The sequence below is a fragment of the Streptomyces sp. L-9-10 genome (genome assembly GCF_004151105.1).
Classification (GTDB): Bacteria; Actinomycetota; Actinomycetes; order Streptomycetales; family Streptomycetaceae; genus Streptomyces.
In genome coordinates, this window is sequence record NZ_PHRF01000146.1 from 100,002 (window position 1) to 113,911 (window position 13,910).

Here is a 13,910-nt window from a genome sequence, read left to right on the forward strand (position 1 = left end):
CGATGGCCGTGCGAGGCGGCTCGCCCGGCGAGGAACGGGTGCCGGGCCGTGGGAGCGCCGCTTCGTGGGCGCTCCGGGGCCGGACGTGAGCTCCGGGGCGGGCGCGCGGCGCGGCCGGGCCGAGGGGTGCGTGTCAGGACCGCGTACGGGACGCGGTCCCCGCGAAGGGCCCGCCGCCTATCAGCGGCAGGAGCCGGCCCAGCGCGGCGTGGCCGGCTCCGGCGCGCTCCTCGATGCCGGGGATGTGTACCGTCCACACCCCTGGGAGGAAGCCGTTCGGGGCGAGGCAGGCGAAGGCGGCCGGTCGGCCGGCCCGGATCTTTCTGTCCACGGCGTAAACGTAACGAACAAGCCGACGTTTCGAAAGGTTGTCTTTCAGACGACAATTGTGTTCAATATGGGGGTGGCTGGCACTGATCGACTGAGGCACATCACCGAAGCTGTACGTGAGGCGGGCCGCATGGGCGTCGCGGAACTCGCCGAGTCCACCGGGGCGTCGGAGATGACGATCCGCCGCGACCTGGAGGTTCTGGCCGCCCAGGGAGTTCTCGAGCGCTACCGCGGCGGGGCCAGGAGCCTGCTGCTCCGCGGTGAGGAGCCGCCGTTCGCGCTGCGGACCCAGGACGGCCTGGAGAACAAGCAGCGCATCGCCGCCGAGGCCGCGCGGCTGATCGCGGACGGCGAGTCCGTCGTCATCGACAGCGGCACCACCTGCCTGGAAGTGGCCCGCGCGCTGACGGACCGTCGGCTGACCGTGATGCCGCTGTCCCTGCATGCGGTGAACACGCTCACCGGGGCCCCGCAGTTGACGCTGCTGGTGCCCGGAGGCCGGCCGCGGCCGGGCGAACTGGCCCTGACCGGCCCGCTGACCCTGGCGTCGCTGGCCGCCCTCCGCTTCGACACCGCGGTGATCGGCTGCTGCGGACTGAACGCGGTGGACGGCCTGACCGCCTACGACTTGGACGACGCCGCCGTCAAACGCGCCGCGATCGCCTCGGCCCGCCGCGTCATCGCCGTCACCGAGGGCGCCAAACTCTCCCGCACCGCCCTGGCCTTCGTCGCTCCCGCGTCCGCCCTCCACGCCCTCGTCACCGATACCGACGCCCCCGGCGATCAGACCGACACCCTGACCGCGGCAGGCGTCGCGGTACACCAGGTCTGACCCCGGGCGGGGCTTCGCCGTACGCGGCACGGGAGCAGCTCTGCACTCCCCGTTCGTCACCCCCTTTGCTCTGCCGGACCGCCGTGCGGCTAGTTTGTGTACAGGACAGGCACGCGGGCCCGTGGTGGCAGAGGTCCACGGGAGACGGGAGGTCGGGAAGAGTGTCGCTGCGCGTAGGCGATCCAGCCGAGATCGGCGGTTACCCGCTTGAGGCGCGGCTCGGCTCGGGCGGCATGGGCACGGTCTTTCTGGCCCGTACGAGTTCGGGGCGGCCTGTCGCGATCAAGCTGATCCACCAGCAGTTCGCGGGGGACGACGAGTTCCGCATCCGTTTCCGGCAGGAGGTGGCGGCTGCGAGACGGGTGAGCGGAGCGTTCACCGCCGCCGTGGTCGACGCCGCCCCTGAGGCCGAGCAGCCGTGGATGGCGACGACCTATATCGAGGGGCACACGCTCGCCCAGCGCATCGCCGCGAACGGCCCGCTGAACGGACCGGAGCTGAGAAAGCTCGCCATCGGGCTGGCGGAGGCGCTGCGCGACATCCACCGGGTGGGCGTCGTCCACCGTGACCTGAAGCCCTCGAACGTCGTGCTCTCGCCCGAAGGCCCGCGCGTCATCGACTTCGGCATTTCGCGTGCCGTGGACCAGCAGACGCTGACGATGACAGGACGGGTCATCGGTACGCCTCCTTTCATGTCGCCGGAACAGTTGCAGGCGCCGCGTGGGGTGGGGCCGCGGTCCGATGTCTTCTCCCTGGGGACACTGCTGGTCTACGCGGCGACGGGCCACGGGCCCTTCGACGCGGACAGCCCGTATCTGACGGCGTATCAGGTGGTGCACGAGGAGCCGTCGCTGGGTGCCGTGCCGGAGGCTTTGCGCGCGGTCGTCGAGTCGTGCCTGGACAAGGATCCCAAGGGGCGCCCCTCGGCGGACGAACTCCTCGTGCTGCTGCGGGACCTGTCGGCCGACCTGGGCGGCACCGACACGAACGGAGTCGGCGCGGGCCGCACCCGCGACATGATCACCCAGCATGACTTCGCGGTGCCGGCCACCCCGGCGCCGACTGCCCCGGCCGGTCCCGGTACAGGGAGCGCCGGCACCGCCATCGGCCGCCGCCTGCGCGGCCGATGGCGGCCTGTGCTCGCGGCCGCGGTCGCGGTGGCGGCGATCGGCGGAGGAGTCGCCGCGCTCCAGACGGGCGCCGTCGGGGGGAACAGCGGCGGCGACAACGGCAGCGACGGCGAGAAGGGCAGCAGCGCTGCGGCGCCGGGCGCCGCGCTTCCGAACGGCTTCGAGCCGTGGCGCGAGACCGTGCCCGGCGGTCGCGAGGACATCCCCGACGAGCTGCGTTGCGTCGCTCGCGACGACGCGGTGTTCTGCGGGGGCGGCAGTGTTGTCGCGACCCGTATCAGGGCCCAGGACGGCTCGCGGGTGTGGACGGCGAAGAGCCCGGGCGTCCCCGTCCAGGGCATGCACCTGGTGGGCGCCACCGACGACACGGTGCTCGGTTACCGTTTCGCCGCCGAGGACGCCCCGCAGGACCCTTCCAGCGAGGTGGTGGCCGTCGACGCGGACACCGGCCGGGAGCTGTGGTCCGTGCCGTCCGGCGCCCAGTCGATGGCCGTCGCGGGCCGGACTCAGGACGCCCTCGTGGTCGGCTCCGCCGTCGTGACGGTCGACGCTTCCAACTCCCGTTTCGAGGCCCGGGACGCGCACAGCGGTGAGATCGCCTGGAAGAGGCCGTTCCCCGCGGGTACACAGTGCGCTCCCGTCCCGGCGGGCTCCCAGCTCTTCGCGATGTGCGCGACGAATACGGAGGTGGACGCCCTGGAGGTGCGCCACCCCACCCTGTACCCGGTCGACCGCGCCTCGGGGGCACTGGGCAGGCCCATCGCGGTCGACGGCCCCGCCGTGCCGATGGGCGTCGCCGACGGCAGGCTCGTATTCCTTCTGGGACGCATGGAGGGAACGGCGCTGGCCGGGTACGACGGGGTGGCGCGGGTCGACCCGGCCTCGGGAAAGGTCACGTACTCCCGGCTGGGCAGGACATACGCGGGGACGCCCGGCATGGCGGGCGGCACGGTCTACGTGAGCGGGCAGACCGGTCTCGTCACGGCGTTCGACCCCGCGACCGGCCGGAAGAAGTGGACGCGGCAGACGGGCGTGGAGGGCGCGTCGGGCCCCGCGGCGGGAGCCGACGCGCTGTATTTCAGCTCGGCCACCGGCCGGGTGGTCGCGCTGTCGCCGCACGACGGCGGAACCCTGTGGACCACAGATCCGCAGGCCGAGGGTCTGACGGGCCAGGAGAACGCAAGCCCGCGCGTGACCGTCGTAGGGCGCGCGTTGATCGTGGCCGCGGACAAGAACACCCTCTTCGCCTTCGACACGCAGAAGCCGCCGAAGTCGGACTGACCCCGGCGGCACCGGACGCCTTCCCCGCCGTGCGGACACCTCAGCGGCTCACCCGGTCGTCTACGCGGCGAGGTCGGGGTCTGAGGAACATCCGTGTCAGATCGTGCGCTAAGCGTTCGCCGGGCTGGTTGGCGCTTTGACCTGGGGTGATTGAGCGTCGGAGCCTTCGAGGGTCGTTGTTGTCGATCTTCGGAGAGCTGTTGTGGCGGTCGAGTTCCTGACGGATGAGCAGGCGGTCCGCTGGACGCGCGGGCGTGGACGACGGGTGACCGGCCGAAGGCGTTGTTCGACGCGGCAGCGGGGTGGCTGCGCGAGGGCCGGGTGCTGCTGCCGGGGGCAAGCCGTCTGGCCCGACTGGTGGGCTCGGTGCGGGAGGCGGCGAACCAGCGGCTGTGGGACACCCTGTATCGGATGCTGAGCGTCGGGCAGCGGGCGGTGCCGGACTCCCTGTTGACGGTTCCGCCGGGTGAGCGGGTGTCGGAGCTGGACCGGCTGCGGCGCGGGCCGGTGCGGGTCTCGGGTCCGCAGATGAAGCGGGCGCTGGAGCGGGCGGAGGAGATCGCCGCGCTCGGGATGGGTGCCCTGGACGTGTCGGGGATACCGCCGCGGCGCCTGGCGGAGCTGTCGCGGTACGGGGTGGACGGCAAGGCGTCGCTGCTCCGCCGACACTCGGACGCGCGGCGGCCGGCGACGCTGCTGGCCACCACGGTCTACCTCACCTCGCGGGCGGTGGACGACGCGCTGGACCTGCTGGAGGTCCTGATCGCGACGAAGCTGCCGGCCAAGGCGGAGCGCGAGAGCTTCGAAGGAGAAGCTGAAGCCCCTGCCCCGGGTGGAGCGGGCGTCGGCGAAGCTGGCGACCGCCTTCCAGGTCGCGTGGCCGAACCCGAAGTACTTCGGGCGCCGGGGCGACAAGCACGCCACCGACGGCGAATGACCGGGGCCGGGCCGGGGAAAGCCGCACTGGGCCTTCCCCGGCCCGGCTCGTTCGACCAGCACGGTCGACACGGTGAACCGGTGTCGGTGAAAGGGCGGGGAGAGGGAGATGGCGGCAGCGTTTGCCCCGGAGGTCCGGCCGCGTAAGGGCAGATCGTCAGCACGATCAACGGCAGAACACCGAGACCGTCGAAGTCGCCCGGGTCGGAGGTGAGACCCATGGGGATGGACGCGTCGCCGGGGCAGGTCTTTGAGCGCTTCGCTCAGGCGGGAAGTTCGGTGATGCCGAGGGCGAAGTCCAGGTTCCCCACCCCGTGGTTGGCGAGGCCCACCGTGACCACGCCCGCTCCTTCCAGCCAGTGCGCCATGGTCAGGCCGCCGACGTCCAGCGGGCGCAGCCCAAGGGTCTCGATGAACGCCTCGACACTTGCCTTGGCCTGCGCATTGTCGCCGGCGATGAAGACGTCGGGCCTGCCCTTCTCCAGGACATGGCGGAAGACGGTGTTGAACGCCTTCACCACGCTGGCGCCGGCCGGGGCCGCCTTGGCGACCTCCTGCGCGATGGAGGTCTCCTCGTGGTGGGCCAGCCCGTCGAACGTGGAGTTGAAGGGGTTGCTGATGTCGACGATGACCTTGCCCGCGAGAGCGTCTCCGTACTGGGTGACGGCCGGCACGACGCCGTCGTACAGCAGGGCCACGATGACGATGTCCCCGGCCGGGGCGGTGCCCCATTCTCCCGTCGTGGTGCCGCCGCCGAGAGCCTTGGCCAGGTCAGCGGCCTTGGGCTGATCGCGGCCCATGACTTCGACGGTGTTGCCGCCCGCTATCGCCCGTGCGCCGATGGTGCGGGCCATGTTGCCGGTGCCGATGATGCTGATCCTGCTCATGAGATGTCCTGCCCTGGTTGTGTGTTGTCCGGTTCAGATGGCGGTGGTGCCGCCGTCGGCGACGAGTTCCATGCCGTTGACGTAGCTGGAGTCGTCGGAGGCGAGGAAGAGGGCGGCGGTGGCGATCTCGTCGGGGCGGCCCATCTGGCCGCGGGGGATGAGGGACTCGAACTGGCGCTTGGTGGCCTCGTCGAAGAGTTCTTCCTGCTTGGCGGTGGCGACCTGGCCTGGGGTCAGGACGTTGACGCGGATGCGGCGGTCCTTGAGTTCGTTGAGCCAGATGCGGGCCCAGGCCTGCTGGACGGCCTTGCTGCCGGCGTAGACGCTCCAGCCGGGGAAGGCGCCGAGGGAGGCGTTGGAGCCGGTCATGAGGATGGAGCCGCCGTCGTTGAAGAGCGGAAGGGCCTTCTGCACGGTGAACAGGGTGCCGCGGGCGTTGAGCCCGAACCAGGTGTCGAACTGGGCCTCGGTGATCTCGCCGAGCGGGGCGGGCTCGCCGCCGCCGGCGCTGGCCCACAGTACGTCGAGGCTGCCCTTCTCCCGCTTGACGGTGTCGTACAGGCGGTCCAGGTCGTCCAGGTCGGCGGCGTCGCCCTGGACGCCGGTGACGTTGCGGCCGATCTGCTTCACGGCCTCGTCCAGGGCCTCCTGGCGGCGGCCGGTGATGAAGACGTGCGCTCCCTCGTCGACGAACAGCTTCGCGCCGGCCAGCGCCATGCCGGTGGTGCCGCCGGTGATGACCGCGACCTTGCCGTCGAGCTTTCCCATCGTCATTCCCTTGAGTCGGTGGTGCCGTGTGTACCTGGGCCGACGGCGTTATGTACACCGTCCTGTGTGCTTACGCTACTGGGCAGGTGGGCCAGGACGCAAACTATGTACACCGGTCGTTACCTAGCTGCGGTAGGATGGAGCCATGACGGAGTTGGAGAAGGGCCCCACGGGCCGCCGCCGCGGCCGGGGCGCCCGCGAACGCATCATCAGCGCGGCCCGGCAGCTGTTCCGCGAGCAGGGCATCAACCGCACCGGCATGGACCAGCTCTGCGCGACGGCCGAGGTGTCCAAGCGCACGGCCTACCAGCACTTCACCGGCAAGGACGAACTCGTCGCCGAGTACCTGCGCCGGTTCGACCCCTCCGTTCTGTCCGGCGTGTTCGACCGCACCGACCTCACGCCCCGCGAACGGCTCCTCGCCGCCTTCGACGTCTCCCCCACCACCCCTCTGTGCCCCTACATCGCCGCCGCCGTCGAACTCCACGACCCCCAGCACCCCGCGTCCCAGTACGCGCGCGACTACAAGAAGGCCGTCGCCGCGCGGCTCGCCGACACCGCCCGCGAAGCCGGCGCCGCCAGCGCCGAGCAGCTCGGCGAGCAGCTCGCGCTGCTCATCGACGGCGCCGCGGCCCGCACCCGGGTCCTCAACGCCGACGCCTTCCCCGCCGCCGCCGCCATCGCCGCCGTCCTCATCGACAACGCCATCCCCGCCACAGTCAGCGATGACCGGTGACGGCGGCGGAAGGATGTGTTACTCCACGCCGGACGATGTGCATGAGCTTGCCCTGCGCGCGCGTTGCACGTCCTGGTGTGGGATCTTGAAACCCTTGTGTCCGTGATCAGGACAGAGACTGAGGGTGCCGAGCCGATGGGCTGGGACCTGCACGAGTACCGGCACTCCGCTCTGACTCACCCCTGCTCCTGGGATGAAACGCAGCGCCCACTCCACCCCGTCGCGCCAACCGGCCCCCGCCTGCGGATAACAGGGGCGCTTCACGTAGCGGCCGGAGAACGTCACAGCGGGTGACGGGTCAAGCTACCGCAGATATTGGGGTGTTATCCGTGGAACGACTTCAGGCCGGCCCCGCGGTCGACGCTCCGTCAGCCGCCCACCAGGGCCAACGAACGCTCAGCGCACGATCTGGCAGGGATGTTCCTCAGACACCAGGTCGCGTCCGGTGCGAGTGTGTCGCACCCGTAGCGGCCCCGGGCGCTGGTCACGGCCGGCTTTCGGAGGGCGGCACGGGGGTTTCACCTGACGCTCCCCCAGCGGTGAGTTCCTCGGAGAGCCAGGTGTCGATGGCGAGGGCGGTCGTGCGGGAATGATCTTCCAGAACGGTGAAGTGGTCACCGGGCACGGTGATCTCGGAGTGCGGCAGGCTCCATGGCTCTGCCGCTTCGATGCCGGGCAGCCGGTCTCCGGCCCGAACGTAGAGGGTGGGGGCCGTCAGGGCGGCCGGCTTCCAGCCGGCGTAGAGCTCCAGATAGCCGGCCATCGCGGTGAGCCGGTCGGCCTCGGCCGAGGCGAACTGCGCGGCCTTGTCCAGCATGCCCGCGGTCATCGCCGAGAGCGCGGGCCCGTCGCCACCGCGACCGCCGAGACGGCCGCTTTCCTCGCCGGGGTAGGTGTCGATCAGGACGACGGCGGACGGAATCAGCCCCGCGCTCTCCAGTTCCCCGGCGACCGCGTGTGCCACCCATCCGCCGGCCGAGTGCCCCAGCAGGACGAACGGTTCGTCTCCCGCACACGCGCGCACGGCGGCGGCCTGCGCCGCCACCAAGGCGTCCAGCGTGGCGGGCAGCGGTTCCCGCGGCAGGAAGCCCGGGTTCGGCAGTACCGAAACCGGACGCCGGTCCTGGAAGGCCGGCCCGAAACGGGCGTACTCATGGGGCCCCGACAGTGCGCTGAGGGCGGGGAAGCAGATCAGACGGGTCCCGGAGCCCCCTGTCGCGAGGGTGACGGCCGAGGGCGGTGAGCCCAGGACCGCGGCGTCCTCGAACACCTCACGGAGACGTGACGCGATCGTCAGGAGGGCCATCCCGTCCCATGCCTTGCCGCGGGCGCACGCCGTACGGAAGAGCGTGGACAAGGAGTCGGCATCCGCGGACAAGGAGTCGGCATCCGTGCCCATCGGGGCCGACGTCCTTTCGTCGCACCGTCCTGCCGCCGGGGAGCTGCCAAGTGGCCGGGTGATTCAGGCGCGTTCCGGGACCAGAGTTCCTCCAGGTGGGCGGCGACCCCGCGCGGCGTCGGGTAGTCGAACAGGAGCGTGGCGGGCAAGGCGAGTCCCGTCAGCGCCGCGAGCCGGTTGCGCAATTCGACGGCGGCCAGTGAGTCGAGGCCCAGCTCGGCCAGCGCGCGGTCCGCCTCGACGGCGGAATCCCCCGAGCCGTGGCCGAGTGCCAGGGCGGCTTCCGCTCGGACCTGCGGGAGGAGCAGAACACCGCGTTCACCCGCGGGCGTGGCGGCCAGCCGTCGGCGCAGAGAGTCCTCGCCTTCGACGCGGGGCCCGTGAGCGATGCGGAGGCCCTCCGTACGGGCCCTCGGCCCGGTACGCGGGAGAGTGGCGCCCCCGGCGCCCCGAATGCCCTGGTTTCCGCCGGGTCGAGACGAGCGGTCACGAGAACCGCGTCCTGCCCTTCGACAGCGGTGTCGAAGAGCGAGAGGCCCTCCTCGATCCGCAGCGGGACGAAACCGGAACGGGCCATCCGGCGCAGATCGGTGTCCCGGAGTCCGGCCGTCATCCCCCCGCTCTGCTGCCACGGTCCCCAGGCGAGGGAGGTGCCGGGCAGCCCGAGCGCCCCGCGGTGCTGTGCCAGCGCGTCCAGGAACGAGTTCGCCGCCGCGTAGTTGGCCTGGCCACCGGAGCCGAACACCCCGGCCACCGACGAGAACAGGGCGAACACCGCCAGGTCGCCGCCCCGGGTCAACTCGTGCAGGGCGAGGCCCGCGTCCACCTTCGGTCTCAGTACGCGGTCCAGCCGCTCCTGGGTGAGCGCCGGGACCACGCCGTCGTCCAGGACCCCCGCGGTGTGCACCACGCCGGTCAGCGGGTGCGCCTCCGGCACGCTCGCGAGCAGAGCGGCGAGCGCCGTACGGTCGGCGACGTCGCAGGCCGCCACCTCAACCTCCGCGCCCAGTCCGGTGAGTTCCGCGCGCAGTTCGGCGGCACCCGGGGCATCGGCTCCGCGCCGTCCCACGAGCAGCGGATGACGTACCCCGTGCGCGACCACGAGGTGACGGGCGAACGCCATGCCCAGGGAGCCGGAGCCTCCGGTGACCAGGACGGTGCCGTCCGGGTGCAGCCGACGCGGCGCACGACCGGCCGTTGCTGTTGCCGTTCCCGTCGCCGCTGCCGCGTGGGAGGCGCGGACCAGCCTCGGAACGTACGCGACACCGTGGCGTAGGGCTGTCTGCGGCTCGGAGCTGGTCAGGGCTCGGGCCAAGGCTCCCGCGGACGCGGGATGGTCGTCGATGTCGATCAGCGAGAAGCGGCCCGGGTTCTCGGTCTGCACCGAACGGAGCAGCCCCCACACACAGGTGCGTGGACAGGAGCGGCATCGTCGTCGCCGATCCCTCCCGGCTCGGCTCCGGTGGCGACGGCGCCCGAGGTGAGGACGACGAGACGTGAGCCGGCGAGCCGTTCCTCGGCGATCCAGTCCTGTACGAGCCGCAGCGCCCAGCCGACCGTACGGTGTACGGCCGACGCACGGTCCGGTCCGTCCGCCCAGGTGAGCGGAGGGCAGGCGACCAATACGGCAGGTGCGTCGGCCGCCGCCGAGGCCGGGGCCGCGTAGACCGTCGGCCGGACGCCCGACTGCCTGAGCATGTCGCTCAACCGCGGGCCAGGCCCGCCCAGTAATGGTCGAGGAACGGAACCCGGCAGACCTCCTCGAAGGCCCGCTGGAAAGCGGGAGAGGCGGCGGCGCCCCCGCTGACGCAGCCACGCAGCGCGGGCGCTCCGAGTCCCTCGTCCCCCACGGAGTCGAGGAACTTGCCGTACGTCGCCGGTACACCGGCCAGCAGCGTGAACGGGTCTTCGGCCCGGCGAAGTTCACGCAGCACGTCCGTCACGGAGAACGGCGGCAGGAGCATGGCGGACGCTCCGGTGGCGGTCACCCCGAGGACGCAAAGGAGTTGACCCATGGCGTGATGGAGGGGAAGGGGCCAGAGCAGGCGGTCGTCAGCCGACAGGCCGAGGACGGCGACGAAACCGGACGCCACCGACGACAGCCGGTTGCGCTGGGTGGACAGCACCCCCTTGGGCAGGCCGGTCGACCCGGAGGTGTACAGGAGCCAGGCCACCTCGTCGAGCCCGAGATCATCCGGAGCCGGCACGGGCGGCTCGGTGGCGGCCAGGGCCGCGTAGCGGAACATGCCCGCTTCGTCGGCCGAGCCGTCACTCGTCCCCGCCGCCGGGGACCCGTCTCGCGTCCCGGAATCCTCGACGAGCACCACGCTCAGCCGGGGGCGCTCCGGCAGCAGCGGCAGTAACCGGCCCAGGGAACACCGGTCGGTGAAGACGACCCGGGCCCCACTGTCGTCCAGCAGGTGTGCCAGCTCGGCGGTGGTGCTCCGCGAGTCCATCGGCACGCCGACCGCGCCCGCTCTGGTGACGGCGAGGACGCTCTCGACGGCCTCCACCCGGCTGCCCAGGAGGATCGCCGCGCGTTCCCCGTGCCGCAGACCAAGACTGACGAGATGTCCCGCCAGCCGGCCGGTTCGCAGTTCCAGCTCCCTGTAGGTCACACGGGAACGGTCGTCCTGGAAGGCGGTCTTGGTACCGAGGCGCCGGGCATGCTCCCGGAGCAGATCCGGCAGGGGACAGAGGGCGGTCGTGTGCGCTGTCACCAGTGTGAACGCCTTCTCTGGACGCGGGAGTTGCCCTCATCACGATAGACGACCGGCGTGCCGGGCCGGGCCTGTCCCGCGCCCGGCATCGTCCGCTGCCGCTGAGCTGCTCAATGGCGCATGGACCGACAGCACCCTGGACATCGCGGACGGTGGGGGCCGGCTGCTCCGGGGTCGACGGCGGGCAGCGGGTGGCGGACGCGCTTAAGCTCGGACACATCAGTCACATCAGTGGAGGCTCTCCGAGAGGACGATCTGATGAGCGGCGAGCGCATCCTCGTCGTAGGCGCCGGTGCCACCGGTGGGTACTTCGGTGCCCGCCTGGTCCAGGCGGGCCGTGACGTCACCTTCCTGCTCCGCCCCGCGCGTGCCGAACACCTGCGCGCGCACGGTCTGCGCCTGGTCACGCCGGACGAGGACCTGACGCTGTCCCCCACGGTGGTGACCGCGGACAGGCTTGACGGCCCGTTCGGCCTCATCCTGCTGACCACCCGCGCGGATGCCATCGCCGATGTGGCCGATCAACTCGCCGTCGCCGTCGGCCCCGGGACACGGATTCTGCCGTTGCTCAACGGTGTCGCTCACATCGACGTGCTGACCGGGCGGTTCGGAACGAGCGCGGTGCTCGGCGGTGTGGCCATGATCGCCGCCGCCCTCCGGCCCGACGGCGCCGCCGCACAGCTGAACCCCACCGCGTCCCTCACGGTCGGCGGCCTCGACGGCACGCGGCCCACCACCGTCGCCGACCTCCTCGGCGTCGACGGCATCACTGTCTCCCTGAGCACGGACATCCTCGGCGAGATGTGGCGCAAGTGGTTCTTCATCGTCTCCATCACCGCGCTCACCACTCTGATGAACGCGCCCGTGGGCGAGATCGTCGCCGTGCCAGGAGGTACCGGCGTCGCCCGCGCCATCGTCGCGGAAGCCGCGTCCGTCTGCTCCGCGGCCGGCCATCCGCAGAGCGACGAGGCGATCACCTCCGTGGAAGAGGCCGCCACCCAGCCCGGCTCCCCGCTCACGACCTCCGTCTACCGCGACCTGACCGCCGGGCGGCCGACCGAAGTCGAGCCGATGCTGGGCGCCTTCCTCGACCAGGCCCGTCGCTCCGGCACGCCCACGCCCTGCCTCGACGCCGCGACCACTCGCCTGCGCGTCTACGAACACCTGCGTACCGCCACGGCGTGACACTGGTCCTGCCACAGGGACGGACGGGGCACCCGAAGCCGACGGCGGCTGGTTATCGCCCAAGTGGTGCCGTCGAGTTCGGCACGTGCCGGCCACTTCGTCGGCGCACGGGGTGATCCGTGTCAGGAAGATGCCGCCTCTGCGTCGCCGACGACCTCGGACCGGGCATCGGGAACGGTCACGGCCCAGGCCGCCATGGCGTTCAGGACGTCGTGCAGTCCTTCGCCGAGGGGGGTGAGGCGGTACTCGACGCGTGGGGGGATCTGCGCGTAGGCGGTGCGGGTGACGATGCCGTGGGCCTCGAACTGGCGCAGTCGGCTGGTAAGGGTGTGCGGGCTGATGCCGGGCAGGGCGGCGCGCAATTCGGTGAAGCGGCGGGGACCGTGCAGGAGTTCGCGCACGATGAGGGTGGCCCACGGCCCGTTGAGCAGGGTGAGAAACCGGGCGACACCGCACTCGGGCAGGCGGGAGTTGGTCATTCTCCGACGATAGCCCATTAGTGCAGTTGATGTAACTGGTGCACTCCATGCACTAATAGGTGCATGAGTTATGTGATTCACGGCGCGACCGGCGCCCAGGGTGCCCCTGTTGCCGCGGCTCTGGCCGCTGCGGGCAAGAAGGTCATCGCTGTCACCCGCAGCGCTGACACTGATGTGAGCGGTGCCCGGGTGGTTGTCGCCGACTATGCGTCCACAGCGGAACTGACACGGGCCTACCGTGGCGCCGAGGCGGTGTTCGTTCATCTGCCACTGGCCTCGGAGGATGAGCGCCGGGCCTATGCGCGCAATATCGTCGCCGCCGTCCGTGCCGCCGGGGCGGCGCGCGTGGTGTTCTCGACCAGTGGTTCGCCGCTTGCCCCCGCTGACGGCGCCGATCCGGATGGTCGGGCCGGGAACGCCGTGGCGACGCTGGCGGGCGGCCTGGCGGACAGCGGGGTGTCCCATGCGGTGATCGCGCCCACGCTGTTCCTGGAGAACCTGCTCATGCCGTATATCGTCGAAGCGGTGCGCGAGCGGGGCGTGCTGCCCTACCCGATGCGGGCCGGCTTCCCCGTGTCATGGGCGTCACACCTGGACGTCGCCGATGTCGCGGTCGCTCTGCTGGAGCGGCCGGAGGTCACCGGAGTGGTGTCCGTAGGGCAGTCTCCGGCGATCACGGCGCCGGACCTGGCCGAGGCGTTCGGCGCCCGGCTCGGGCGGCGCGTGCGCTTCGAGGAAGTCAGCCCCGAGGACTTCCGCGCCTCCGTCGCGCCGCTCATCGGAGAGGGCGCCGCTGCCGATGTCGCGGACCTGTACAGGGCTCTCGGCATGTTCCCGGAGTATGCGATCGCCCTCGATCACTCTGCCCAGAAGCTGCTGGGCATCACCCCCCGGACCGCGAGCCGGTGGCTGGAGGACATCGGTTTCTGACCGGCCGCGTTCGCGGTCGCCGCGGCCGAGATCGGGGCGCCGGCGTCCGGGGCCCGGCCGTGGCGGCTGGTGCCGGTGGGCCGGCGGGTGAAGGCGTGGCGGACACGGCGCCCGGTGGAGCCGGACGCACTGGCCAGGCGGTCCGTGCGGGACGCGGTGCACGCACTGTGCCGTACGACGGAGGCGGCGTTCACCCCGCGCCTTCACCCCGCGCCTTCACCCCGCGCCTTCACCCTGCGCCTTCACCCTGCGAGAGACGGACCAGCCGCCCGCCCAGCCCTGAAACGTCCGCCTCCT

At 71.6% G+C, this 13,910-nt stretch carries 14 protein-coding genes and 1 pseudogene; 6 read left to right on the forward strand and 9 right to left on the reverse strand.

All coding sequences use genetic code 11. The annotated features are described in order from the left end of the window. Positions 1-133 precede the first annotated feature (133 nt). Entirely contained in the window at positions 134-331 is a 198-nt protein-coding gene (locus CU044_RS30925) for a hypothetical protein (RefSeq protein WP_129772040.1), read from the reverse strand. A gap of 72 nt (positions 332-403) precedes the next feature. Between CU044_RS30925 and CU044_RS30930 the strand changes: the two genes are divergently transcribed. The 3 genes and pseudogenes from CU044_RS30930 to CU044_RS30940 form a co-directional block, all read left to right on the forward strand. Then, on the forward strand, positions 404-1,162 hold the full coding sequence (locus CU044_RS30930) for a DeoR/GlpR family DNA-binding transcription regulator (protein ID WP_129772041.1): 759 nt from the start codon (positions 404-406) through the stop codon (positions 1,160-1,162). A 161-nt stretch (positions 1,163-1,323) separates the two neighbouring features. Further along, positions 1,324-3,573, forward strand: coding sequence for a serine/threonine-protein kinase (locus tag CU044_RS30935; RefSeq protein WP_129772042.1), 2,250 nt, complete (start codon positions 1,324-1,326; stop codon positions 3,571-3,573). Between the two features lie 243 nt (positions 3,574-3,816). Further along, positions 3,817-4,447: pseudogene (locus CU044_RS30940) on the forward strand (DUF4158 domain-containing protein); the annotation flags it as partial. Between the two features lie 325 nt (positions 4,448-4,772). On the opposite strand, the gene CU044_RS30945 reads toward CU044_RS30940, so the two are convergent. Both CU044_RS30945 and CU044_RS30950 read right to left on the reverse strand, forming a co-directional pair. Further along, positions 4,773-5,396 (reverse strand): NAD(P)-binding domain-containing protein, encoded by a 624-nt coding sequence (locus CU044_RS30945; RefSeq protein ID WP_129772043.1) that lies wholly within the window; start codon positions 5,394-5,396, stop codon positions 4,773-4,775. A 33-nt stretch (positions 5,397-5,429) separates the two neighbouring features. Continuing rightward, on the reverse strand, positions 5,430-6,164 hold the full coding sequence (locus CU044_RS30950) for an SDR family oxidoreductase (RefSeq protein ID WP_129772044.1): 735 nt from the start codon (positions 6,162-6,164) through the stop codon (positions 5,430-5,432). 145 nt (positions 6,165-6,309) lie between these two features. Here CU044_RS30950 and CU044_RS30955 point away from each other — a divergent pair, with 145 nt between their 5' ends. Beyond that, positions 6,310-6,900 carry a TetR/AcrR family transcriptional regulator gene (locus tag CU044_RS30955; protein WP_129772045.1) on the forward strand — a complete coding sequence of 197 codons (591 nt, stop codon included), beginning with the start codon at positions 6,310-6,312 and terminating at the stop codon, positions 6,898-6,900. Between the two features lie 484 nt (positions 6,901-7,384). On the opposite strand, the gene CU044_RS30960 is transcribed toward CU044_RS30955, so the two are convergent. Genes CU044_RS30960 through CU044_RS30975 form a run of 5 tightly spaced genes read right to left on the reverse strand, consistent with a single transcriptional unit; the run spans position 7,385 to position 11,019 of the window. Then, entirely contained in the window at positions 7,385-8,299 is a 915-nt protein-coding gene (locus CU044_RS30960) for a thioesterase domain-containing protein (protein WP_129772046.1), read from the reverse strand. Next, positions 8,194-8,574: an acyl carrier protein gene (locus tag CU044_RS39875; protein ID WP_240045968.1), complete on the reverse strand. Its 381-nt coding sequence runs from the start codon at positions 8,572-8,574 to the stop codon at positions 8,194-8,196. Before CU044_RS39875 ends, CU044_RS30960 begins: the two co-directional genes overlap by 106 nt. Continuing rightward, positions 8,460-9,683, reverse strand: coding sequence for a beta-ketoacyl reductase (locus CU044_RS30965; protein ID WP_129772047.1), 1,224 nt, complete (start codon positions 9,681-9,683; stop codon positions 8,460-8,462). The genes CU044_RS39875 and CU044_RS30965 overlap by 115 nt, the downstream gene beginning before the upstream one ends. Beyond that, the gene (locus CU044_RS30970; protein ID WP_129772048.1) at positions 9,650-9,997 is read right to left on the reverse strand and encodes a hypothetical protein; all 348 of its coding nucleotides are present in this window, start codon (positions 9,995-9,997) and stop codon (positions 9,650-9,652) included. Before CU044_RS30970 ends, CU044_RS30965 begins: the two co-directional genes overlap by 34 nt. A 5-nt stretch (positions 9,998-10,002) precedes the next feature. Continuing rightward, a complete protein-coding gene (locus CU044_RS30975; RefSeq protein ID WP_165372015.1) occupies positions 10,003-11,019 on the reverse strand; it encodes a long-chain fatty acid--CoA ligase in 1,017 nt (338 codons plus the stop codon). A 258-nt stretch (positions 11,020-11,277) separates the two neighbouring features. Here CU044_RS30975 and CU044_RS30980 point away from each other — a divergent pair, with 258 nt between their 5' ends. Next, positions 11,278-12,204, forward strand: a complete 927-nt coding sequence (locus CU044_RS30980) for a ketopantoate reductase family protein (RefSeq protein ID WP_165372016.1) — start codon at positions 11,278-11,280, stop codon at positions 12,202-12,204. A 122-nt stretch (positions 12,205-12,326) separates the two neighbouring features. Here the strand turns inward: CU044_RS30980 and CU044_RS30985 are convergent, their stop codons facing one another. Further along, positions 12,327-12,683, reverse strand: coding sequence for a helix-turn-helix domain-containing protein (locus CU044_RS30985; RefSeq protein ID WP_129772051.1), 357 nt, complete (start codon positions 12,681-12,683; stop codon positions 12,327-12,329). Positions 12,684-12,746: 63 nt separating this feature from the next. Between CU044_RS30985 and CU044_RS30990 the strand changes: the two genes are divergently transcribed. Next, complete coding sequence (locus tag CU044_RS30990) at positions 12,747-13,613, forward strand: NmrA family NAD(P)-binding protein (RefSeq protein WP_129772052.1); 867 nt, start codon at positions 12,747-12,749, stop codon at positions 13,611-13,613. Positions 13,614-13,910: the final 297 nt, after the last annotated feature.